This window comes from Pseudomonas sp. Irchel s3f19, from assembly GCF_900187555.1.
Classification (GTDB): Bacteria; Pseudomonadota; Gammaproteobacteria; order Pseudomonadales; family Pseudomonadaceae; genus Aquipseudomonas; species Aquipseudomonas capeferrum.
Map to the genome: position 1 here is coordinate 121271 of NZ_FYDW01000003.1, position 22434 is coordinate 143704.

23 protein-coding genes and 1 tRNA gene are annotated in these 22434 nt (G+C 62.9%); 9 read left to right on the plus strand and 15 right to left on the minus strand.

Annotated elements, in window-relative coordinates; all coding sequences use genetic code 11:
• Window positions 1–20: 20 nt before the first annotated feature.
• The 8 genes from ychF to CKW22_RS08550 all read right to left on the minus strand — a co-directional run bounded on the left by ychF (window position 21) and on the right by CKW22_RS08550 (window position 6809).
• Complete coding sequence (gene ychF / locus CKW22_RS08515; protein ID WP_033701333.1) at window positions 21–1121, minus strand: redox-regulated ATPase YchF; 1101 nt, start codon at window positions 1119–1121, stop codon at window positions 21–23.
• Between the two features lie 21 nt (window positions 1122–1142).
• Window positions 1143–1727, minus strand: coding sequence for an aminoacyl-tRNA hydrolase (gene pth, locus CKW22_RS08520; protein WP_008099045.1), 585 nt, complete (start codon window positions 1725–1727; stop codon window positions 1143–1145).
• 79 nt (window positions 1728–1806) lie between these two features.
• A complete protein-coding gene (locus CKW22_RS08525; protein ID WP_033701332.1) occupies window positions 1807–2400 on the minus strand; it encodes a 50S ribosomal protein L25/general stress protein Ctc in 594 nt (197 codons plus the stop codon).
• Between the two features lie 118 nt (window positions 2401–2518).
• The gene (locus tag CKW22_RS08530) at window positions 2519–3460 is read right to left on the minus strand and encodes a ribose-phosphate pyrophosphokinase (protein WP_003247410.1); all 942 of its coding nucleotides are present in this window, start codon (window positions 3458–3460) and stop codon (window positions 2519–2521) included.
• A 47-nt stretch (window positions 3461–3507) separates the two neighbouring features.
• Window positions 3508–3582, minus strand: a tRNA-Gln gene (locus tag CKW22_RS08535).
• 19 nt (window positions 3583–3601) lie between these two features.
• Window positions 3602–4462, minus strand: coding sequence for a 4-(cytidine 5'-diphospho)-2-C-methyl-D-erythritol kinase (ispE, locus tag CKW22_RS08540; protein WP_033701331.1), 861 nt, complete (start codon window positions 4460–4462; stop codon window positions 3602–3604).
• Between the two features lie 3 nt (window positions 4463–4465).
• Window positions 4466–5083 carry a lipoprotein insertase outer membrane protein LolB gene (gene lolB, locus CKW22_RS08545; protein ID WP_033701330.1) on the minus strand — a complete coding sequence of 206 codons (618 nt, stop codon included), beginning with the start codon at window positions 5081–5083 and terminating at the stop codon, window positions 4466–4468.
• A 4-nt stretch (window positions 5084–5087) separates the two neighbouring features.
• Entirely contained in the window at window positions 5088–6809 is a 1722-nt protein-coding gene (locus tag CKW22_RS08550) for a tetratricopeptide repeat protein (RefSeq protein ID WP_095064015.1), read from the minus strand.
• Window positions 6810–7141: 332 nt separating this feature from the next.
• Here CKW22_RS08550 and hemA point away from each other — a divergent pair, with 332 nt between their 5' ends.
• The 6 genes from hemA to CKW22_RS08585 all read left to right on the plus strand — a co-directional run bounded on the left by hemA (window position 7142) and on the right by CKW22_RS08585 (window position 12492).
• A complete protein-coding gene (gene hemA / locus CKW22_RS08560) occupies window positions 7142–8419 on the plus strand; it encodes a glutamyl-tRNA reductase (RefSeq protein WP_033701328.1) in 1278 nt (425 codons plus the stop codon).
• On the plus strand, window positions 8416–9498 hold the full coding sequence (gene prfA, locus CKW22_RS08565; protein WP_047582766.1) for a peptide chain release factor 1: 1083 nt from the start codon (window positions 8416–8418) through the stop codon (window positions 9496–9498). The genes hemA and prfA overlap by 4 nt, the downstream gene beginning before the upstream one ends.
• Window positions 9498–10328 (plus strand): peptide chain release factor N(5)-glutamine methyltransferase, encoded by an 831-nt coding sequence (gene prmC / locus CKW22_RS08570; RefSeq protein ID WP_033701324.1) that lies wholly within the window; start codon window positions 9498–9500, stop codon window positions 10326–10328. Before prfA ends, prmC begins: the two co-directional genes overlap by 1 nt.
• Window positions 10322–11077, plus strand: coding sequence for a molybdopterin-synthase adenylyltransferase MoeB (locus CKW22_RS08575; RefSeq protein ID WP_033701323.1), 756 nt, complete (start codon window positions 10322–10324; stop codon window positions 11075–11077). The genes prmC and CKW22_RS08575 overlap by 7 nt, the downstream gene beginning before the upstream one ends.
• The gene (gene murI, locus CKW22_RS08580) at window positions 11070–11867 is read left to right on the plus strand and encodes a glutamate racemase (RefSeq protein ID WP_033701322.1); all 798 of its coding nucleotides are present in this window, start codon (window positions 11070–11072) and stop codon (window positions 11865–11867) included. The genes CKW22_RS08575 and murI overlap by 8 nt, the downstream gene beginning before the upstream one ends.
• A gap of 106 nt (window positions 11868–11973) precedes the next feature.
• Window positions 11974–12492 (plus strand): acyloxyacyl hydrolase, encoded by a 519-nt coding sequence (locus tag CKW22_RS08585; protein WP_033701321.1) that lies wholly within the window; start codon window positions 11974–11976, stop codon window positions 12490–12492.
• A gap of 68 nt (window positions 12493–12560) precedes the next feature.
• Here the strand turns inward: CKW22_RS08585 and CKW22_RS08590 are convergent, their stop codons facing one another.
• From CKW22_RS08590 to CKW22_RS08610, 5 genes are all read right to left on the minus strand, one after another.
• Window positions 12561–13259 (minus strand): SDR family oxidoreductase, encoded by a 699-nt coding sequence (locus tag CKW22_RS08590; RefSeq protein ID WP_177447938.1) that lies wholly within the window; start codon window positions 13257–13259, stop codon window positions 12561–12563.
• 11 nt (window positions 13260–13270) lie between these two features.
• Complete coding sequence (gene phrB / locus CKW22_RS08595; RefSeq protein ID WP_095064018.1) at window positions 13271–14698, minus strand: deoxyribodipyrimidine photo-lyase; 1428 nt, start codon at window positions 14696–14698, stop codon at window positions 13271–13273.
• Window positions 14689–15588, minus strand: a complete 900-nt coding sequence (locus CKW22_RS08600; protein ID WP_047582761.1) for a MerR family transcriptional regulator — start codon at window positions 15586–15588, stop codon at window positions 14689–14691. The genes phrB and CKW22_RS08600 overlap by 10 nt, the downstream gene beginning before the upstream one ends.
• Window positions 15578–16546 (minus strand): DUF523 and DUF1722 domain-containing protein, encoded by a 969-nt coding sequence (locus tag CKW22_RS08605; RefSeq protein ID WP_033701316.1) that lies wholly within the window; start codon window positions 16544–16546, stop codon window positions 15578–15580. The genes CKW22_RS08600 and CKW22_RS08605 overlap by 11 nt, the downstream gene beginning before the upstream one ends.
• A gap of 106 nt (window positions 16547–16652) precedes the next feature.
• Window positions 16653–17639 carry an NAD(P)/FAD-dependent oxidoreductase gene (locus tag CKW22_RS08610; protein ID WP_033701314.1) on the minus strand — a complete coding sequence of 329 codons (987 nt, stop codon included), beginning with the start codon at window positions 17637–17639 and terminating at the stop codon, window positions 16653–16655.
• A gap of 186 nt (window positions 17640–17825) precedes the next feature.
• Between CKW22_RS08610 and CKW22_RS08615 the strand changes: the two genes are divergently transcribed.
• Both CKW22_RS08615 and hemH read left to right on the plus strand, forming a co-directional pair.
• On the plus strand, window positions 17826–18731 hold the full coding sequence (locus CKW22_RS08615) for a TIGR01777 family oxidoreductase (protein ID WP_033701313.1): 906 nt from the start codon (window positions 17826–17828) through the stop codon (window positions 18729–18731).
• A 13-nt stretch (window positions 18732–18744) separates the two neighbouring features.
• Window positions 18745–19758, plus strand: a complete 1014-nt coding sequence (gene hemH / locus CKW22_RS08620) for a ferrochelatase (RefSeq protein ID WP_095064019.1) — start codon at window positions 18745–18747, stop codon at window positions 19756–19758.
• Between the two features lie 51 nt (window positions 19759–19809).
• On the opposite strand, the gene CKW22_RS08625 is transcribed toward hemH, so the two are convergent.
• Window positions 19810–21075 carry a uracil-xanthine permease family protein gene (locus CKW22_RS08625; protein WP_033701311.1) on the minus strand — a complete coding sequence of 422 codons (1266 nt, stop codon included), beginning with the start codon at window positions 21073–21075 and terminating at the stop codon, window positions 19810–19812.
• A gap of 2 nt (window positions 21076–21077) precedes the next feature.
• Window positions 21078–21716, minus strand: coding sequence for a uracil phosphoribosyltransferase (gene upp, locus CKW22_RS08630; RefSeq protein WP_033701309.1), 639 nt, complete (start codon window positions 21714–21716; stop codon window positions 21078–21080).
• Window positions 21717–21875: 159 nt separating this feature from the next.
• On the opposite strand from upp, the gene CKW22_RS08635 reads away from it, so the two are divergent.
• On the plus strand, window positions 21876–22433 hold the full coding sequence (locus CKW22_RS08635; RefSeq protein WP_033701308.1) for a hypoxanthine-guanine phosphoribosyltransferase: 558 nt from the start codon (window positions 21876–21878) through the stop codon (window positions 22431–22433).
• The last annotated feature ends 1 nt before the right edge of the window (window position 22434 follow it).

Sequence of the window (22434 nt, forward strand, 5' to 3'; positions counted from 1 at the left end):
TGACAGGCAAACGCTGAGCGTCAGACGTTGAAGCGGAAGTGCATCACATCGCCGTCTTTGACGATGTAGTCCTTACCTTCCAAACGCCACTTGCCGGCTTCCTTGGCGCCACTTTCACCCTTGAACTGGATGAAGTCGTCATACGCCACTACTTCAGCGCGGATGAAGCCTTTTTCGAAGTCGGTGTGGATCACGCCAGCAGCCTGTGGCGCGGTGGCGCCAATGCGCACGGTCCAGGCGCGTACTTCCTGCACGCCGGCAGTGAAGTAGGTCTGCAGGTTCAGCAGCTCGTAACCGGCGCGGATCACGCGGTTCAGGCCAGGCTCTTCCAGGCCCAGGGCCTCGAGGAACATGTCCTTCTCTTCACCGTCGTCCAGCTCGGCGATTTCGGCTTCGATCTTGTTGCACACCGGTACCACGACCGCGCCTTCTTCCTCGGCGATGGCCTTGACCACGTCCAGGTGCGGGTTGTTGTCGAAGCCGTCTTCAGCGACGTTGGCGATGTACATCACCGGCTTGCTGGTCAGCAGGTGGAAGCCACGGATGACGGCCTTCTCGTCGTCAGCCATGTGCTTCATCAGGCTGCGTGCAGGCTTGCCTTCGGTGAAGTGCGGGATCAGCTTTTCCAGGATGGCCTTTTGCGCCAGGGCTTCCTTGTCGCCACCCTTGGCGTTGCGGGCAACCTTCTGCAGTTGCTTCTCGCAGCTGTCGAGGTCGGCGAAGATCAGTTCGAGGTCGATGATCTCGATGTCACGCTTGGGGTCGACGCTGTTGGAAACGTGGATCACGTTCTCGTCTTCGAAGCAGCGCACCACGTGGGCGATGGCGTCGGTCTCGCGGATGTTGGCGAGGAACTTGTTGCCCAGGCCTTCACCTTTCGATGCGCCTGCCACCAGGCCGGCGATGTCGACGAATTCCATGGTGGTCGGCAGGATGCGGTTAGGCTTGACGATCTCTGCCAGGGCAGCCAGACGCGCGTCGGGCATCGGCACGATGCCGCTGTTCGGCTCGATGGTGCAGAAAGGGAAGTTCTCCGCCGCGATGCCGGACTTGGTCAAGGCGTTGAACAGGGTGGACTTGCCGACGTTGGGCAGGCCGACGATGCCGCAATTGAAACCCATGGGTATTCCCTCTCTAGGAAATCAGGCCTTCTGGCTGTGCAGCTCGCGCATCGCCTTGGCGAAATCGCCAGCGAGGACATCTGGCAGCACGCCGAGGGCAAAATCGATGCTGGCGTCGAGCTTCTCCTGCTCGGCGCGCGGCGCGCGGCCCAGGACGAAGTTGGAGACCAGTTTGGCGTCACCCGGGTGGCCGATGCCAAGCCGCAGGCGGTGGAAGTCGTTCTGGTTGCCGAGCTGCGCGATGATGTCGCGCAGGCCGTTGTGCCCGCCATGGCCGCCGCCGCGTTTAAGCTTGGCGACGCCCGGAGGCAGGTCGAGTTCGTCATGCGCCACCAGAATTGCTTCCGGCTTGATGCGGAAGAAATTGGCCAAGGCCGCCACGGACTGGCCGCTACGGTTCATGTAGGTGGTGGGGATGAGCAGACGAACGTCGTTGCCCTGATGGCTGAATTTAGCCGTCAGGCCGAAATACTTGCGGTCAGCGGTCAGCGAGACGCGCTGGGCGCTGGCAATGCGTTCAACGAAAAGAGCCCCTGCGTTATGCCGGGTCTGTTCGTATTCGGGGCCGGGGTTACCCAGGCCAACGATCAACTGGATGGCGGTCACGTCAGGGGCTCTTCCTTGGAGTTGGTGGGTTACAGCGCGCGCGGCACTGTAACCCGATCAACACCGGCGTGCGAGTGGATTACTCGGCAGCGCCTTCTGCTTCTGGAGCAACGCGTGGCGCGTGAACGTTGGCAACAGCCTTGTCATCACCGTGGGCCAGAGCGACGAACTCTACGCCTTTCGGAGCTTTCAGGTCCGACAGGTGGATGATGGTGCCGACTTCAGCGTTAGCCAGGTCAACTTCGATGAACTCAGGCAGGTCTTTGGCTTCGCAGGAAACTTCGATCTCGGAAACAACGTGGGAGATCTCGCCGCCTTTCTTGATCGGCGCTTCTTCGCCGATGAAGTGAACCGGAACCTTGGCAGTCAGCTTCTGGCCAGCAACGACGCGAACGAAGTCAGCGTGCATGATGAATTGCTTGGCTGGGTGACGCTGCATGGCCTTGACGATGACGTTTTGCTTGGCGCCGTCAACGTTCAGCTCGATCACGTGGCTGTAGGCAGCTTCGTTTTCGAACAGCTTGGCGATTTCCTTCGACACGATGGTCAGGGATTGCGCTTCTTTATCGCCACCGTAGACAACGGCAGGGATGCTCAGCGAGTGACGCAGGCGGCGGCTCGCACCTTTCCCCAGGTCAGTACGCACTTTGGCGTTCAGCGTGAAATCAGTCATTTTGTTTCTCCAAAATAGCCTCCCGAGGGCGTTTGCGACCAGCGCCAACGGGAATGGCAAAAAAGCCCCGCCCCAACAAATGCTGGGGCGGGGCGCTTCACATCAACACGTGTTCCGCTTAGCGGAACATCGCGCTGATCGATTCTTCGTTGCTGATGCGGCGTACCGCTTCAGCGACAACCGGTGCGATATCCAGCTGGCGGATACGGTCACAGGCTTGAGCAGCGGCGGACAGCGGAACGGTGTTGGTCACCACCAGCTCGTCCAGTACCGACTTCTCGATGTTCTCGATCGCGCGGCCCGACAGGACAGGGTGCGTGCAATAGGCGTAAACCTTGGCAGCGCCGTGTTCTTTCAGGGCTTTGGCCGCGTGGCACAGGGTGCCGGCGGTGTCGACCATGTCGTCTACCAGGATGCAAGTGCGCCCTTCGACGTCGCCGATGATGTGCATCACCTCGGAGTGGTTAGCCTTCTCGCGGCGTTTGTCGATGATACCCAGATCGACACCCAGGGACTTGGCGACGGCACGTGCGCGCACGACACCACCGATGTCCGGGGAGACGATCATCAGGTTCTCGAAACGCTGGTCTTCGATATCGTCGACCAATACGGGCGAGCCGTAGATGTTGTCGACTGGGATATCGAAGAAACCCTGGATCTGGTCAGCGTGCAGGTCGACGGTGAGTACACGGTCGATACCCACGACAGTGAGCATGTCAGCGACAACTTTGGCGCTGATGGCTACACGTGCCGAACGCGGACGGCGGTCCTGGCGGGCGTATCCGAAGTAAGGAATCACGGCGGTGATTCGGGATGCTGAGGAGCGGCGGAAGGCGTCGGCCATCACTACCAGTTCCATCAGGTTATCGTTGGTCGGGGCACAGGTCGGCTGAATAATGAAGACGTCTTTACCGCGGACATTTTCATTGATCTCAGTGCTGATCTCGCCGTCGGAGAATTTACCGACAGAGACGTCACCGAGAGGGATATGCAGCTGACGTACGACACGCCGAGCCAGATCGGGGTTAGCGTTCCCCGTAAAGACCATCATCTTGGACACGCGCAGTACCTGAAGGCTGAGGGTATACCTGGATGAGTATAGGAAAATGGCAGGGGCGGCTGGATTCGAACCAACGCATGGCAGGATCAAAACCTGCTGCCTTACCGCTTGGCGACGCCCCTGTATCTGTTGCTGCGAGCGCTAGGCACTCGACTTCTTGACCAGACTTTGCAGCTTGCGATGCAACATCGAAACATTGCTTCCTTTCGCCACAAACCCTGTTTGGGTCGCTGAAAGAAGGGCCAGAACTTTATCAGCTTCGGCTTTGCTTGGGAAGGCCCCAAACACACAACTTCCAGTGCCGGTTAATCGAGCTTCAGTGAATTTGCCCAGTGAATTCAACGCATTGCGAACTTCTGGGTAACTCTGCTCTACCACCGGTTGGCAGTCATTTCGACTGTTTCCCTCGGGAACGGGGCGCATCTTAAGGGGGAGGGAATCACGTGTCAACTGCGGATGTGAAAAAATTTCTACAGTACTGACAGACACTTGCGGCACCAGCACGACATACCAGGGCTCGATCGGGTCGACCGGGGTCAGTTGCTCGCCCACACCCTGGGCGAACGCCGCGTGGCCGCGCACGAACACCGGCACGTCGGCACCGAGGGTCAGGCCCAGGCCGGCCAGGCGATCTTCATCCCAGTCCAGCTGCCACAAGTGCGCCAGCGCCAGCAGCGTGGTCGCGGCGTCCGAGCTGCCGCCGCCGATGCCACCGCCCATGGGCAAGACCTTGGTCAGCCAGATGTCGGCGCCAAGGCGGGTGCCGGATTGTTCCTGCAATTTGCGCGCGGCACGCACGATCAGGTTGCTGTCGTGGGGCACCGCCTCGATTTCGGTGTGCAGGCGGATCACGCCGTCTTCACGCAGGGCGAAGCTCAGCTCGTCGCCATGGTCGAGAAACTGGAAGACGGTTTCCAGCTCGTGGTAACCGTCCGGGCGGCGGCCGATGATGTGCAGCCACAGGTTGAGCTTGGCCGGGGCGGGCAGGGTAAGGGTGGTCATCGATCAGTGCCCCAGCTGGCGCGGCTGCCAGTCCTTGACCACCAACGTCACGTCGAGGTCCTTGCCGTGCAGTTTCAGGCGCTCGGGCAACCAGTAGCCGTTCTGCTCGGTATAGCTCAGGTACTGCACCTGCCAGCCATCCTGTTGCAGGCTGGCCAGGCGGCTGTCGCCGTCCAGGGTCAGCTGGCTCTTGCTGTCGGGCGCGGGCAGGCCGCGTACCCACCAGACCAGGTGCGAAACCGGCAGTTGCCAGCCCAGTTGTTCTTCCAGCAGTGCTTCCGGGCTGGTGGCTTCGTAGCGGCCCTGGTTGGCCACTTCCAGCACCACGCCGCCGGGGCGGCCGGTCAGGCGGGCAGCGCCACGGCCCAATGGCCCGGCCAGGCGGATGTCGTAGTAGTCCTGGCGCTGCAACCAGAACAGCGTGCCGCTGCCGGAATCGCGCGGGGCGCGGATGCCGACCTTGCCGCTGATCTGCCAGCCGTCGAGGGTGCTGAGTTGCGCTTTGTGCTGGCGCCACTGCTGCGGGTCGCCATGGCCCTGCAGGGCTTCACGGCTACCGAAGCCGGCACAGCCCGCGAGCAGGGCAATCAGGGTGAAGGTGATGCAATGGCGCAGGAACATGGCGTTAAAGGGTCTCTGATCCGGTCAGGCGCAGTACGGTCTTGCGCAGGATGGGGCTATCGGGCTGGGCTTCGAAGGCCTTGGCCCAGACCTGGCGGGCTTCGCGGCGCTTGCCGTTGGCCCACAGGACTTCGCCCAGGTGCGCAGCCACTTCGTGGTCGGGGAAGCGTTCCAGGGCCTGGCGCAGGTAGCCTTCGGCTTCGTCCAGGTTGCCCTGGCGGTAGGCGATCCAGCCCAGGCTGTCGAGCACCGCCGGGTCATCCGGGGTGAGCTGGTGGGCCTTGTCGATCAGCGCCTTGGCCTCGGCGTAGCGGGTGGTGCGGTCGGCCAGGGTGTAGCCCAGGGCGTTCAGGGCCATGGCGTTTTCCGGCTCGCGGTCGATGATGGCGCGCAGGTCTTTCTCCATCTGCGGCAGGTCATCACGCTTTTCGGCCAGCATGGCGCGGGTATACAGCAGGTTGAGGTCGTCCGGGTAACGCTGGATGCCTTGTTGCAGCACCTGGTTGGCCTGGGCGTCCTTGTTGTTGTTGCTGTAGCTTTCCGATTCGATCAGGTACAGCTGGATGGCGTAGTCCGGCTGGGCCTCGCGGGCTTCGGCGAGCAGGCGCGAAGCCTCGGTGCCGCGGCCGTTGGCAATCAGGATGTCGGCCTGGCGCAGCTGCGCCGGCAGGTAGTCGGGGCCGGTGCCGACCAGGGCGTATTCGCGCAAGGCGCCTTCGGGGTCGTGGCGCTCCTCGCGGATGCGGCCCAGGTTCAGGTGGGCGGCGTCGACGTTGCTGTCGCGTTCGACCAGCTCCTGCAGGTAGCCCTCGGCTTCATCCCAGTCTTTGTTTTCCAGGCATACCAGTGCCAGCGAGTAGCGCAGCTCGTCATCCTCGGGGTACTGCTGGACCAGGCTGATGAACTCCCCCTTGGCATCGGCGATGCGGTCCTGCTCGACCAGGGTACGGGCGTAGGTCAGGCGCAGGCGTTTGTCATCCGGGTTGTCGCGGATCGCGCCACGCAGCAGGGGCAGCGCCTCTTTGCCGCGGTCGAGCGCTTGCAGCAGGCGGGCACGCAGCAGAATCGGGGCGATCTCGCCATTTTGCGGCGGGTGCTCCTCGAGCAGTTCGAGCGCTTCTTCGGCCTTGCCGTCCTGGTTCAGCAGGAGCGCTTTGCCGAACACCAGCTGGCTGTTTTCCGGGTACTTGACGAGCAGGCGTTCGAAGCTCTGCAGCAAGCCGTCGCGGGTGCTCTGGTCGGTCTCGGCGGCCGACAGGGCGAGGAAGTCGAAATGGGTATCGCCCTGGCCTTGCAGGACTTTTTCCATGTAGACCATAGCATCGTCGTAGCGACCGGCGCGGGCCAGCTGGATGGCGGCGGCGCGCTGGGCGTCGAGGTTGTCCGGGTCGTTGCGGGCCCAGATCAAGGCGTTTTCCAGGGCCGGCTCGTCGGCGCCGAGGTACTCGGCGATGCGGTAGGCGCGTTCGGAAACGCCAGGGTCCTGGGTTTTTTCGGCCTGGTCGGCGTAGTTGGCCAGGGCGATGTCGAAGCGGTTGCGCTGGCCGGCCAGCTCCGCCACCAACAGGCTATATAGGGTGTCTTGCTTGAACGAACCGTACACCACGGGTTTTTCGGCCTCGCCCTTGCCGGCCTCGGCAACGGGTGGCTCGGCTTTTTGCGGGGCCAGGCTCTGGCAACCCTGGAGCAGGGCGAAGGCAAGCAGCAGTGCGTAGTGTCTGTTCATAGAAAGGCTTAAAAGGACTCACCGGCGGTCGGAGCATGATGACACAAGCGCGGGGGCAAACCCACCTGCGAAGCATTTGCTTAACTGCGACCATGGCAGGGGCGCCCAGGTTCCGCCACCTGTGTGGGGGTGGCCTGTGGGGGCGGCCTTGGGTCGCGAAAGGGGTGCGTAGCGGCCCCAGGTTTTCAGGTTTGTCAGAGATATTGCCGGGGCCGCTGCGCAGCCCTTTCGCGACGCAAGGCCGCTCCTGCACGACAATAGCGAACGGTGGTTGTTCTAAAACCTGCGAAAGAGGACAATTATCGGCTTCTCGTCACAACCAGCGACCTTGCATGGCCTTTCTTGCACTTGGTATCAACCATAAGACTGCCTCGGTAGACGTACGCGAGCGCGTGGCGTTTACCCCAGAGCAGCTGGTGGACGCCCTGCAACAGCTCTGCCGACTGACCGCCAGCCGTGAAGCGGCGATCCTGTCGACCTGCAACCGTAGCGAGCTTTATATAGAGCAGGACCACCTGTCTGCCGAGGCCGTACTGCTGTGGCTGGCCGATTACCACCGGCTGAGCCTGGATGAACTGCGCGCCAGCGCCTACATCCATGAAGAGCACGATGCGGTGCGGCACATGATGCGCGTGGCCTCTGGCCTCGATTCGCTGGTGCTCGGCGAGCCGCAGATCCTCGGCCAGATGAAGTCCGCCTACGCCGTGGCGCGTGAGGCCGGTACCGTTGGCCCACTGCTCGGGCGCCTGTTCCAGGCCACCTTCAGTGCCGCCAAACAGGTGCGCACCGACACCGCGATCGGCGAAAACCCGGTTTCGGTGGCGTTCGCCGCGGTGAGCCTGGCGCGGCAGATCTTCAGTGACCTGGGCCGCAGCCAGGCCCTGCTGATCGGGGCCGGCGAGACCATCACCCTGGTCGCCCGCCACCTGCATGAGCAAGGTGTGCGCCGGATCGTGGTGGCCAACCGTACCCTGGAGCGTGCCAGCACGCTGGCCGAGCAGTTCGGCGCACATGCCGTGCTGCTGGCCGACATCCCCCAGGAACTGGCCAACAGCGACATCGTCATCAGCTCCACCGCAAGCCAGTTGCCGATCCTTGGCAAGGGCGCGGTCGAGAGCGCGCTGAAACAACGCCGGCACAAGCCGATTTTCATGGTCGACATCGCCGTGCCGCGTGATATCGAACCCGAAGTGGGCGAGCTCGACGACGTCTACCTGTATACCGTCGATGACCTGCACGACGTAGTCGCAGAAAACCTCAAGAGCCGCCAGGGTGCGGCCCAGGCTGCCGAAGAGCTGGTGTCGGTGGGCGCCGAAGACTTCATGGTGCGCCTGCGCGAACTGGCTGCGGTGGACGTGCTCAAGGCCTACCGCCAGCAAAGCGAGCGCCTGCGCGATGAAGAGCTGCAAAAAGCCCAGCGCCTGCTGGCCAACGGCGGCAACCCCGAGGACGTGCTGGCCCAGCTGGCCCGGGGCCTGACCAACAAACTTCTGCATGCGCCCAGCGTGCAGTTGAAAAAGCTCTCGGCCGAGGGCCGCCTCGATGCGCTGGCCATGGCCCAGGAACTCTTTGCCCTCAACGAGGGCTCGACGGACAAATCCCTGCAATGAAAGCGTCGCTGCTGAACAAACTGGATATTCTCCAGGACCGCTTCGAAGAACTGACCGCACTGCTCGGTGACGCTGAGGTCATCAGCGACCAGACGCGTTTCCGTGCTTATTCCCGCGAATACGCCGAAGTCGAGCCGGTTCACACGGCCTATCAGGCATGGCGCAAAGTCCAGGACGACCTTGAAGGTGCCCAGGCGCTGCTCAAGGACAGCGATCCGGATATGCGCGAAATGGCCGTGGAGGAAGTGCGCGAAGCCAAGGAGCAACTGCTGGCGATGGAGGCGCAGCTGCAACGCATGCTGCTGCCCAAGGACCCCAACGACGGGCGTAACGTGTTCCTCGAAATCCGCGCTGGCACCGGTGGTGACGAGGCGGCGATATTCTCGGGTGACCTGTTCCGCATGTATTCGCGCTACGCCGAAAAGCGTGGCTGGCGTCTGGAGATTCTGTCCGAGAACGAAGGCGAACACGGCGGCTACAAGGAAATCATCGCCCGCGTCGAAGGCGATAACGTTTACGGCAAGCTCAAGTTCGAGTCTGGTGCGCACCGTGTGCAACGGGTGCCCGAGACCGAGTCGCAGGGGCGCATCCATACCTCCGCTTGTACCGTGGCCGTGCTGCCCGAGCCCGATGAGCAGGCGGTGATCGAGATCAACCCGGCCGACTTGCGCGTGGACACCTACCGCGCTTCCGGGGCCGGTGGCCAGCACATCAACAAGACCGACTCGGCGGTTCGCATTACTCACTTGCCCACCGGTATCGTGGTCGAGTGCCAGGAAGAACGCTCGCAGCACAAGAACCGTGCCCGTGCCATGTCCTGGCTGTCGGCCAAGCTCAACGACATGCAGACCAGCGCCGCGCAGAATGCCATCGCCAGTGAGCGCAAGCTGCTGGTGGGCTCCGGTGACCGCTCCGAGCGTATCCGCACCTACAATTATCCACAGGGCCGGGTAACCGATCACCGCATCAACCTGACCTTGTATTCGCTGGACGACATCCTTGCCGGTGGCGTCGATGCCGTGATCGAACCGCTGTTGGCCGAGTACCAGGCCGATCAACTGGCCGCCCTGGGGGACTGATGACCATCATCGCCAGCTTGCTGCGCAATGCGCAGTTGCCCGAATCGCCCACCGAGCGGCTGGACGCCGAACTGTTGTTGGCTGCGGCCATCGGCAAGTCGCGCAGCTACCTGCATACCTGGCCCGAGCGCATCGTCAGCAGCGAAGCGGCCGACACTTATACCGGTTACCTGCAGCGCCGCCGCAGCGGTGAGCCGGTGGCGTATATCCTTGGGCAGCAGGGGTTCTGGAAGATCGACCTGGAAGTGGCACCGCATACGCTGATCCCGCGCCCGGACACCGAGCTGCTGGTCGAGACCGCCCTGGAGCTTCAGCCTGCGACACCTGCCAAGGTGCTCGACCTGGGCACCGGCACCGGGGCCATTGCCTTGGCCCTGGCCGGCGACCGCCCGGCCTGGCAGGTGATGGCGGTGGACCGTGTCGAGGAGGCCGCCGCGCTGGCCGAGCGCAACCGCCAGCGCCTGGGGCTGGGCAATGTGCAGGTGCGCGTCAGCCACTGGTTTGACCAGCTCGGCGATGAGCGTTTCGACCTGATTGTCAGCAACCCCCCCTACATTGCCAGCGAAGACCCCCACCTGGCCGCTGGCGATGTGCGTTTCGAACCCAGCAGCGCACTGGTGGCAGGTGCCGATGGCCTGGACGACCTGCGCGTGATCATTGCCCAGGCGCCGCAGCACTTGCTGCCAGGCGGCTGGTTGCTGTTGGAGCATGGTTATGATCAGGCAGCGGCGGTGCGCGCCTTGCTGACTGAACAAGGCTTTGCCGAGGTTGCCAGCCGCATCGACCTGGGCAGCCATGAACGCATTACCCTGGGGCGCCTGCCATGCTGAGTGATCAGGAACTGTTGCGCTACAGCCGGCAAGTGCTGCTGGCGCAGATCGATATCGACGGCCAGTTGCGCCTCAAGCAGAGCAAGGCGCTGATCGTCGGCCTCGGTGGGCTGGGCTCACCTGTGGCGCTGTACCTGGCTGCGGCGGGGGTGGGCGAGTTGCACCTGGCAGATTTCGACACCGTCGACCTGACCAATCTGCAACGCCAGGTGATGCACGACAGCGACAGCGTCGGCATGAGCAAGGTGGACTCGGCGCTGCAGCGCCTGGGGGCGATCAACCCGGAGATCAGCCTGGTCGCTCACCGCCAGGCGCTGGACGAAGATTCGCTGGCCGCAGCGGTGGCTGCGGTCGACCTGGTGCTGGACTGCTCCGACAACTTTTCCACGCGCGAGGCGGTCAATGCCGCCTGCGTCGCTGCTGGCAAGCCGTTGGTCAGTGGGGCGGCGATCCGCCTCGAGGGCCAGCTTTCGGTGTTCGACCCGCGGCGTGACTACAGCCCATGCTACCACTGCCTGTATGGCCATGGCAGCGAGGATGAACTGACCTGCAGCGAAGCCGGCGTGATCGGCCCGCTGGTGGGGCTGGTAGGTAGCCTGCAGGCGCTGGAAGCCATGAAGCTGCTGGCTGGGTTCGGCGAGCCACTGGTGGGCCGCCTGCTGCTGATCGATGCCCTCGGCACGCGCATACGTGAACTGCGGGTCAAGCGCGACCCGGCCTGCGCTGTCTGCGGCAAGCGCGATGGCTGAGCGTTCGGCGCCGATTGGCGTGATGGATTCGGGGGTCGGCGGTTTGTCGGTGCTTGCCGAGATCCAGCGCCTGCTGCCCAACGAAACCCTGCTGTATGTGGCCGATTGCGGTCATGTGCCCTACGGTGAGAAGTCGGCGGACTACATCCGCCAGCGCTGCCGACGCATTGCCGAGTTCTTCCATCAGCAAGGCGCCAAGGCCATGGTCCTGGCCTGCAATACCGCAACGGTGGCGGCGGTTGCCGACCTGCGTGAGCTGTACCCGGTCTGGCCGCTGGTGGGTATGGAGCCTGCGGTAAAGCCTGCAGCCGCCGCCACCCGCTCCGGTGTGGTCGGGGTGCTGGCCACTACCGGGACCTTGCAGAGCGCCAAGTTCGCGGCATTGCTCGACCGCTTCGCCAGCGATGTACGGGTGGTCACCCAGCCTTGCCCAGGGCTGGTAGAGCTGATTGAAACCGGCGACCTTGGCAGCCCCGCGTTGCGCCAGTTGCTGCTCGGGTTTGTGCAGCCACTGCTGGATGCCGGCTGCGATACGCTGATTCTTGGCTGCACCCATTACCCATTCCTGCGCCCCTTGCTGGCCGACATGGTGCCGGCAGACGTGGCCATCATCGATACCGGCGCCGCCGTGGCGCGCCAGCTGCAACGGCTGTTGCACGCCAACGACCTGCTGGCCGAGGGCCCGGCGCTGGATACCCGCTTCTGGACCAGTGCCGACCCGCAAACTCTGAGAAAAATCCTACCGTTGCTGTGGCATAAGTCCGACAGTGTGCAAAGCTTTGCGTTGTGAAAAAAACGTCAAAAGCAGCTGAACTATCGTACCACTGCCGATTTCTACCGATTTGCCTGGCAAGAGGCGAACACTAACAACAGCATCAGGAAGAAGGATGTTTCTTATGAGGAAACTGCTCGGCTTGGCGGCGGTTGCCGCCTTAACTTTGGGGCAAGTGGTGTCGGCGCAGGCTGCCGATGTTTCATTTTCGGTGGGGCAGACCGGTGACTCGACCATGGTCTATCGGCTGGGGTTGCAGTCGAACTGGGAGGCGAGCTGGTGGCAGACCAGCGTTGGTCGTCTTACCGGTTATTGGGATGGGGCTTACACCTATTGGCAGGGTGACGAGACGGCGAGCAACCACAGCTTGTCGTTTGCGCCAGTGTTCGTCTATGAGTTTGCCGGGGAATCGGTGAAGCCTTACATCGAGGCGGGCATCGGTGTCGCGGCCTTCTCCAGCACCGAGCTTGAAAGCAACGAGCTAGGCTCGGCGTTCCAGTTCGAGGACCGGATCGGTTTCGGCTTGCGCTTTGCCGGTGGGCATGAAATTGGCGTGCGCGCCATCCACTATTCCAACGCCGGTATCAAGCAGCCCAACGATGGTGTGGAAAGCTACAGCCTGCATTACCGTATGGCGTTGTAACCCACCTGCTTGGGCAGTGGGAGCGGGTGAGCCGCTCCCACTGCGGTAGCACCTTGCCAACCCTTGGGTCAGCGCGGCAGCGGCCACAAACTGCTAGGGTCCAGCGTCTCCAGCACCAGTTCAGGTTCTCGAAGCGGCAGTCGCCGCAGCAGTTCTTCGGCAGCGCTCTGCGCTGTCCACATCTCCGGCATAGCCTGCGCCGGTGTCACGGGGGTCTTCAATGATTGCGGCGCCACCACCGTCAGGCTGATCTGCAGTTGGTCCAGTACCTGGCGTTGCTCGCGAAACCACTGCGCGGTGCTGTTGAAACCGCTGGAAACCTGTGTGGGCGCAAACAGCTGCGAGGCTGAATAGCGATTGAGGATCGCCATTACCTGAGGCGCTTCACCCTTGGTCAGCAGCGGCAAGGCACTGGCCAGGCATTGTTCGCTGGCCAGCAGGTTGCTGGCGGCGATGGCCTCGAACAGCTCGGCATCAGGTATGGCGTCGGCCACATACTCACCGGTGCCGGCATTGATGATCAGGCAGTCCAGCGACCCCCAGTTGCCCAATAGCAGCTTGCTGGCTGCCTCGACCTGATCCAGCGCCTGCAACTGGCCCGGCAGGCGCAGCAATTGCGTGCCGTAGCGTTCGCCCAGCATGTCAAGTGCTTCACACTCCCTGCCGCTTGCGGCTACCCGGTGCCCCTGTTCGAGCAACTGTTGTACCAATGCCAGCCCTAATCCATTAGTGGCCCCTGTCACCCAGACACTGCGAGCTCTATTCACGATACTGCCCCTTAATGCTGCCGACGCGGAAGGCCTTTGAAGGCTTCTAATGCGCGCTGGCGACTGCTGCCGAGATCGACTATTGGATTGTGATACGAATGGGTAGCAAAAAGATCCGCAGCCTTAACTGGCTGATGAATGGCTTTATCATCCAGCGCCTGCAGTTCCGGTACCCAGTGACGAATGAAGCGCCCCTGCGGATCGAAGCGCTGAGACTGCGAAACCGGGTTGAAGATGCGGAAATAGGGCACGGCGTCGGTGCCGGTAGATGCGCTCCACTGCCAGCCGCCGTTGTTGGCTGCCAGGTCGCCGTCTATCAGGTGACGCATGAAATGCCGCTCGCCTTTGCGCCAGTCGATCAGCAGGTTCTTGCTGAGGAACATGGCGACGATCATGCGCAGGCGGTTGTGCATCCAGCCGGTGTGCAGCAACTGGCGCATGGCGGCATCGATGATCGGAAAACCGGTGCGCCCCTGTTCCCAGGCCGCAAGGTCTTCAGGTGCATCACGCCAGGGCAGGGCTTCGGTCTGGGCACGGAAAGCGCGGTGACGGGATACCTGTGGATAACCCACCAGGATGTGCTTGTAGAACTCCCGCCAAAGCAACTCGTTGACCCAGGTCTGGATGCCGGTGCTGCCGCTGTCGAACTCGCCACGGTTGCTGGCCAAGGCCCCGTGCAGGCATTGCCGGGGCGAAATCACCCCGGCGGCCAGGTAGGCGGAGAGCTCGCTGGTGCCAGGCTTGGCCGGGAGGTCGCGCTGGTGTTGGTAGTCTTCCACCCGCTCATCGAGAAAACGCGACAGCCGTGCTTGCGCTTCGGCTTCGCCCGCTGGCCAGCCATCGCGCAAGGCACGCGGTACTGGGTCGAAGCCCAGCACATGCTCAGGTAGCGGGTCGCTGGCGATCGCCAGAGGCGCCTGGGGCTTTAGCCGTGGGGCCAGCGCGGGGAGGCTGCGGTGCAGATGCTCCAGGCAGCTTTTCTTGAATTGGCTGAAGACCTGGAAGTAGTCACCACTGCGGGTAAGGAGGGTGCCAGGGCGGAAGAACAGCTGGTCGAGGTAGCTGTGCGCCTGCACGCCTGATTGCTCCAGCCGCGCCCGCACAGCCTGGTCGCGGCGCTGTTCGTTGATGCCGTACTCGTCGTTCCAGTGCACGCTATCTATCCGATGCTGATGGCATACTGCCATTATTGCATCTGATGCCTGATCCCACCTGTCAATTGAGCGGATCAGCAGCGGGATGTTGAGTGTGCCCAGTGCCTGGCGCAGCTCGCGCAGGTTGCGCAGCCAGAAGTCTACTTTGCAGGCGGCGTCGTCGTGAGCCTGCCATTGGCCGGGGCTGAGCAGCCACAGGGCGACGGTCGGGCCGCGCTCACAGGCGGCGCTCAAGGCGGTGTTGTCGTCGATGCGCAGGTCGCTGCGCAGCCAGATCAATTGCATGGTGCATTCATCTCTACAGGCCGGCGGTCATTGCCTTGAAGCAAACGCAATGCCGCCTGCGGGGTATCGAACAGGAGCAGGTCGGGGAGGTCGAGGGCGTTCAGTTGGGCTTCATGCAGGGCGAGCGTGGCGCCGCCCAGCAGTTTTGCCCCCGGCGTACCCTGCAGCGTGCGCTGCAAGGCCTTGATGTCGATGCGTGGCCCCAGGTGCAGTAACAGGGCGCGCGGTTGCAGCGCGGCGATGGCCCGTTGCAGTTGCGGGCCACCCACCGGCTGTTCAAGCACCTCGACAGGGATGCCGTTGCTGCTGAGCAGCCAGGCGCACAGCCACAGCTCAGGGTCGAAGGCGCGTTCGCTGTCTTCGGCCAGCAGCACTGGCGCACCCTGTAGCAGCTGGTTGTCGTGATACACCCGGGCGCCGAGTTTGCTGCGCAGCCAGCTGTGGAAGAACACTTGCTCAAGCCGTGCATTGAAATAGTTGCGCCAGCGCAGGTCCAGGCTGTCGAGCAGGGGTAGCAGCAATTGCTCGCACAGGGTAATGGCGGGGTACAGCGCCATGGCCTGGTTGAGTTGCTGGTCAAGTGCCCGCTGCGAGAGGTTGGCGATAGCCTCGATCAACTGCGTCTGTCGCGCCTGCCAGTTGCTTTGTGGGGCGGTGCTGGCCGGTTTATCGAGCAGTTCGCGCACCTGCCCCACCGATGCGCCGCGCTGCAGCCAGGCCAGGATCGCTTCGACCCGTTCGACCTGCTCGTTGGAATACAAGCGATGCCCTTTTGCGGTGCGCTGTGGCTTGAGCAGGCCGTAACGGCGTTCCCAGGCCCGCAGGGTGACTGGGTTGACGCCGGTGCGGCGGGCGAGTTCGCCGATCGCTAGCAGGGCCTCAGACGGCATTGCGCAACCCTAGGCTTTCGGGGTGTGGCTGCAGGTAGGCCTGCTGCATCAGGTAAGGGTCGGGGTGCTTGCGCAGGTGGTGCTTGAGCAGCGTCAGCGGTACCACCAGCGGCACCACGCCCTGTTGGTACTGGCTGATGATGGCTTGCAGTTCGGCCTTGTCCTGCTGGGTCAGGGCGTCTTTGAAGTAACCGCTCAGGTGCTGCAGTACGTTGCAGTGCGTGCCACGGCTGGCGCAGCGGCGCAGGGCCTGCATCAGCTGGCTGAAATAGTGTGGGCCGACCTGCTGCGGGTCGTCATCACGGCTCATGCTGCCCAGTAGTCGCCCCAAGGTGCGGTAGGCATGGGGGTTGTTGGCCATCAGCAGGTACTTGTAGCGCGAGTGAAACCGCACCAGGGCACCGCGGCTCAAGCCTTCGGCCAGCAGGCGCTGCCAATCGGCATAGGCGTATACGCGGCTGATGAAGTTTTCGCGTAGCACTGCGTCATGCAGGCGGCCTTCCTCCTCCACCGGCAGATCCGGGCGAAGGTTGCAGAAGGCCTGGGCATACACACCACGTCCGCTATGCAACGCAGGGTGGCCGTTATCCTGGTAGACCTTGACCCGCTCCAATCCGCACGAAGGCGACTTCTGCATGAAGATATAGCCGCAGATATCGTCGAGCTCGCCGGCCATCTGTTCGCCATAGGTGCGCAGCGGGCCGGTGAGGTCCATGCCGGGGTTGCGGGTACCGACCACTTCCGGCTGCTCCGGGTCGCCTACCAGGCGAATAGGGTCGCGCGGTACACCGAGGCCGATAGCGACCTCGGGGCAAACCGGCAGCCATTCGAAGTGCGCTTCAAGTTGCGCGCGGCACAGGTCGGATGCCTTGTGCCCACCGTTGTAGCGCACACTGTGCCCGGTCAGGCAGGCGCTGATGGCGATGCGAGGCTTGCAGTGAGCGGAAGGGGATTGCATGGCTGTCTCCGGTAAACTTGTACGCGATATCTATTTTGTACAAGTTTATTCCAGCACAGCCTTGGCGTTATGCAAACTGATTTTTTTGTACAGGCTCAGCGCCCGTTCAGTCGAGATGCTCCAGCAGCCGGCGAGCGGCTTCCTGGCCACTCAGCCAAGCCCCCTCGACGCGGCCGGACAAACACCAGTCGCCGCAGGCGTACAGGCCTTGATCGGCATCGGCCAACGCGCCCCACTCATGGTGGCTGGTGGGGCGTGCATACAGCCAGCGGTGGGCGAGGGCGAAGGTGGGTGCCGGCACCACACAGCCGACCAGTTCGGCGAATTCGCCCCATAACTGCTCGATCACCTCTTCCTTGGGCAGGTCGATATGCTGCCGGCTCCAGCTCGACGTGGCATGCAGCACCCAGGTGTCGAGATGCTCGTCACGCCCGGGCTTGCTGCGGTTGCGGGCCAGCCAGTCGAGCGGGTTGTCCTGCACGAAGCAACCTTGCATGGGGGTGTCCAGTGGCGTCTGGAAGCCCAGGGCGACGGCCCAGGTAGGCTCCATCTGCACGCCGGCCGCCACGGCAGCCAGTTTGGGCGTCGAGGCCAGTAACGGCGTTGCCTGCGGCGCAGGCACCGCGATCACCACGCGGCTGAATGGGCCGTGGCTGCAGCCTTCGGTGTCTTGCAGGTGCCAGTACTGCTTGCCGCGGAATACTTCAGCGATGCGGCAGCCAAAGTTGACCGTCACATCCTTGAGCATGCCGCGGGTGATGGCACTCATGCGCGGCACGCCTACCCAGCGAGTCTGCTCATCCGGGGAGGGTGTGAGTTCGCCGTCGCGGTAGTTGTACAGTTGCGGCTTCCATTGCTCGGCCCAACCCGCAGCCACCCATTGCTGGACCTGATCGACGAAACGCCGGTCACGGGCAGTGAAATACTGGGCGCCGAGGTCCAGCGCGCCAGCGTCACTGCGCTTGCTGGCCATGCGCCCGCCACTGCCGTGGCCTTTGTCGAACAAATGCACGGATTGCCCGGCCTTTTGCAGCGCCTGGGCGGCGGACAGACCGGCGATACCGGCACCGATGATGGCAATAGGTACTGTCATGATGGCCTCTTCAAACCTTGCTGTGAGCAGACTACGCTGTCAGGCAAACCTGTACAATGCACAAATTTTGTATAAGGTTATTCCGCTTTATAGAGCAGGTTGGCCTATGTTTATCCGAGAGCGTCGGGTCAAAAAAGTGCCTTGTTCTAAAAATAGACCACTGCCGCATTCTGCGAGGACACAGCCATGCATATATTGCTGACAGGCGGCACCGGTTTGATAGGCCGGCACCTGTGCCAGCTCTGGCTCGGCCAGGGCCATCGCCTTACGGTTTGGAGCCGCCGGCCTGATCAGGTACCCAAACTGTGCGGTAGCCAGGTGCGCGGCATCGCCCGGCTTGAAGAACTGCAGGCGGATGATCAGTTGGATGCGGTCATCAACTTGGCCGGCGCGCCGATTGCCGATCGGCCTTGGACCGGCGCCCGGCGTAACCTGCTGTGGGCCAGCCGGGTCACCCTGACCGAGCAGTTGCTGGCTTGGCTGGGCAGCCGTGAGCAGCGCCCGGAGGTGCTGATCTCCGGGTCTGCGGTGGGCTGGTACGGGGATGGCGGTGAGCGCGAACTGACCGAAGTATCGCAGCCGGTACGCGAAGATTTTGCCAGCCAGTTGTGCATCGCCTGGGAAGAAACCGCCCAGCGTTCGCAGGCACAAGGCATCCGGGTGGTGCTGGTGCGAACGGGGCTGGTGCTGGCCAGCGATGGCGGCTTTTTGTCGCGCCTGCGCCTGCCCTTCAAACTGGGGCTGGGCGGGCCGTTGGGCGATGGCCGGCAGTGGATGCCGTGGGTCCATATAGACGACCAGGTCGCCCTGATTGATTTTCTCTTGCAGCACAAGGACGCCAGCGGTCCTTATAATGCCTGCGCCCCAGAGCCTGTGCGCAACCGCGAGTTCGCCAAGCGCCTGGGCCGGGCCATGCACCGGCCGGCCGTGCTGCCCGTGCCTGCGCTGTTGCTCAAGGCCGGCCTTGGCGAGCTGTCGACGCTGTTGCTCGGTGGCCAGCGGGCGCGCCCGGTGCGCTTGCTGGCGGCAGGGTTCACCTTCCGTTTCAATGATCTGCAATCGGCCCTGGACGACTTGTCCAGCCGCCTCTGACATAGGACGCTGCATGACTGATCACGCCCTGCTGCTGGTCAACCTGGGTTCCCCGGCCTCCACTTCGGTGGCCGATGTGCGCCGTTACCTCAACCAGTTCCTGATGGACCCGTACGTGATCGACCTGCCCTGGCCGGTGCGGCGCTTACTGGTGTCACTGATATTGATCAAGCGCCCGGAACAGTCGGCGCACGCCTACGCCTCCATTTGGTGGGAGGATGGTTCGCCACTGGTGGTGCTGACCCGCCGTCTGCAAGCCGCGATGGTCGAGCACTGGCCCCATGGCCCGGTGGAGATGGCCATGCGCTATGGCCAGCCGGCATTGCCCGAGGTGCTCGAGCGCCTGGTCGCCCAAGGCGTGCGCACGGTCACCCTGGCACCGCTTTATCCACAGTTTGCCGACAGTACGGTTACCACGGTGGTCGAGCAGGCGAAGCAGACCATCAGCGAACGCCAGCTGCCGCTGCAGATGCGTGTGCTGCAGCCGTTCTACGATCATCCCGACTACATCGACGCGCTGGTGGCCAGTGCCAGGCCCTATCTGGAGCAGGATTACGATCACCTTCTGCTGAGTTTCCATGGGCTGCCGGAACGGCACCTGAAGAAGCTGGACCCCACCGGCAAGCATGATTTCCGAGCGGCCGATTGTTGCAAGGACGCCAGTGCCGAGGAGCGCGCAGTGTGCTATCGAGGGCAATGTCAGGCCACGGCCAAGGCGTTTGCGCAGAAAATGGGTATCCCGCACGGCAAGTGGTCGGTGTCGTTCCAGTCGCGGCTGGGGCGGGACAAGTGGATCGAACCCTACACCGAGAATCGCTTGGATGAGCTGGCTGCTGCGGGGGTGAAGAAGCTGCTGGTGATGTGCCCCGCGTTCGTTGCCGATTGCATCGAGACGCTGGAAGAGATTGGCGACCGCGGCAAGGAGCAGTTCATCGAGGCGGGGGGCGAGGAGTTGGTGCTGGTGCCGTGCCTGAATGATCACCCGGAGTGGGTGCGGGTGTTGGCGGGGATGTGCGAAAAGGCTTGAATGCAAAGGGCCGCATTGCGGCCCTTTGCGAGCGGTCTGGCAAGGCCGCTCTTACACATCCAGCTTCTTGTTCTTCCAGCCGTCATTGCCCGGCAGAATGAGGTTCAGGGCAATGGCCACTACGGCGCACAGGGAAATACCCTTGAGGCCCCAGTCGTCCGGGCCGTCACCGCTGCCGATCAAGACCCCGCCAATGCCGAACACCAGGGTCACCGAAACGATCACCAGGTTGCGCGCTTCGGCCAGGTCGATCTTGTGGCGAATCATGGTGTTCATGCCCACCGCCGCGATCGAACCGAACAGCAGGCACAGAATGCCGCCCATGACCGGTACCGGAATGCTCTGCAGCAGCGCGCCGAACTTGCCGATGAAGGCCAGGGTGATGGCAAAAATCGCCGCCCAGGTCATGATCTTCGGGTTGTAGTTCTTGGTCAGCATCACCGCGCCGGTCACTTCGGCGTAGGTGGTGTTGGGCGGGCCACCGAACAGGCCGGCAGCCGTGGTCGCCAGGCCATCACCCAGCAAGGTGCGATGCAGGCCGGGCTTTTTCAGGTAGTCGCGGCCGGTCACGCTGCCCACAGCGATCACCCCGCCGATGTGTTCGATCGCCGGCGCCAACGCCACCGGCACGATGAACAGGATGGCCTGCCAGTTGAACGCCGGCGCGGTGAAGTTGGGGATCTCCAGCCAAGGCGCGGCGGCAATCTTGGCGGTGTCGACCACACCGAAGGCGAACGCCAGGGCAAAGCCCACCAGCACGCCGGAGATGATCGGTACCAGGCGGAAGATGCCCTTGCCGAACACCGCGACGATCAAGGTGGTCAGCAGCGCCGGCATCGAGATCAGCATGGCGGTCTGGTAAGGCATCAGCGCAGCACCATCACCGCCCTTGCCCATGGCCATGTTGGCGGCGATCGGCGCCATGGCCAGGCCGATCGAGATGATCACCGGGCCAATTACCACGGGCGGCAGCATGCGGTCGATGAAACCGGTGCCTTTGATTTTGACCATCAGCCCCATGAAGGTGTAGACGAAGCCTGCGGCCATCACGCCGCCCATGGTCTCGGCCAGGCCGAACTGGCCCTTGGCAAGGATGATGGGGGTGATGAAGGCAAAGCTCGACGCCAGGAACACCGGTACCTGACGGCCGGTGACCAGTTGGAACAGCAGCGTGCCGATGCCAGCAGTGAACAGCGCGACGTTCGGGTCGAGGCCGGTGATCAGTGGCATCAGCACCAGCGCGCCAAATGCCACGAAGAGCATCTGCGCGCCCGAAACGACCTGGCGCCAGAGCGGGTCGTTGAAGCCGTCCTGCATGGTCAGGCGTCCTTTTGCTTGGTGCCGAAGATCTTGTCGCCGGCATCACCCAGGCCCGGCACGATGTAGCCGTGCTCGTTGAGGCGCTGGTCGATCGAGGCGGTGTAGATCTGTACGTCGGGGTGGGCTTTTTCCACCACGTCGATACCTTCCGGTGCTGCAACCAGGACCATGGCGCGGATTTCCTTGCAGCCAGCCTTTTTCAGCAGGTCGATGGTGGCGACCATCGAGGCGCCGGTGGCCAGCATCGGGTCGATGATCAAGGCCAGGCGCTGGTTGATATCCGGTGCGAGCTTTTCCAGGTAGGTGTGGGCTTCGAGGGTTTCCTCGTTGCGCGCGACGCCAACGGCACTGACCTTGGCACCCGGAATCAGGCTGAGCACGCCGTCGAGCATGCCGATACCGGCGCGCAGGATCGGCACCACGGTAATCTTCTTGCCGGCGATTTTTTCGACCTGCACCTTGCCGCACCAGCCGTCGATCTCGTAGGTTTCCAACGGCAGGTCTTGAGTGGCTTCATAGGTCAGGAGCGCGCCGACTTCCTGGGCGAGTTCGCGAAAATTCTTGGTGCTGATGTCGGCACGGCGCATGAGGCCGAGCTTGTGGCGGATCAGCGGATGGCGGATCTCACGAGTGGGCATAGGGGGGCTCCGAAAGGCGGGCAAAAAAACCGCGCTAGATTAATCTATTCAACCTGTGCTGTCGTGTAGTCCTTTTGGACGTTAGTCCATAAATGCTTGATCTGTGACGAGCGGATGCGTACCTTTGCCCGCTTTTCCAAAATACCCCCGGAGAGCGCAATGTCCGCCGATCTCGAGCACATCCGTCAAGTCATGCGCGAAGCTGACTGTCTGTACAACGAAGCCGAAGTCGAAGCGGCCATCGCCAAGGTCGGCGAGCAGATCTGCAAAGACCTGCACGACAAGAACCCGGTGGTCTTCTGCGTGATGAATGGCGGCCTGATTTTCACCGGCAAGCTGCTGACTCACCTGCAGTTCCCGCTGGAAGCGTCGTACCTGCACGCCACCCGCTACCGCAACCAGACCAGCGGCGGTGAGCTGTTCTGGAAGGCCAAGCCTGAAGTCTCGTTCATCGACCGTGACGTGCTGATCGTCGACGACATCCTCGACGAAGGCCACACCCTCAGCGCCATCATCGAGTTCTGCAAGCATGCCGGCGCTCGCTCGGTGCACACCGCGGTGCTGATCGACAAGGACCATGACCGCAAGGCCAGCCCGGACCTCAAGGCCAACTACGTCGGCCTGCCGTGCGTCGATCGCTACATCTTCGGCTATGGCATGGATTACAAAGGCTACTGGCGCAACGCCAACGGCATCTTCGCCGTCAAGGGGCTGTGAC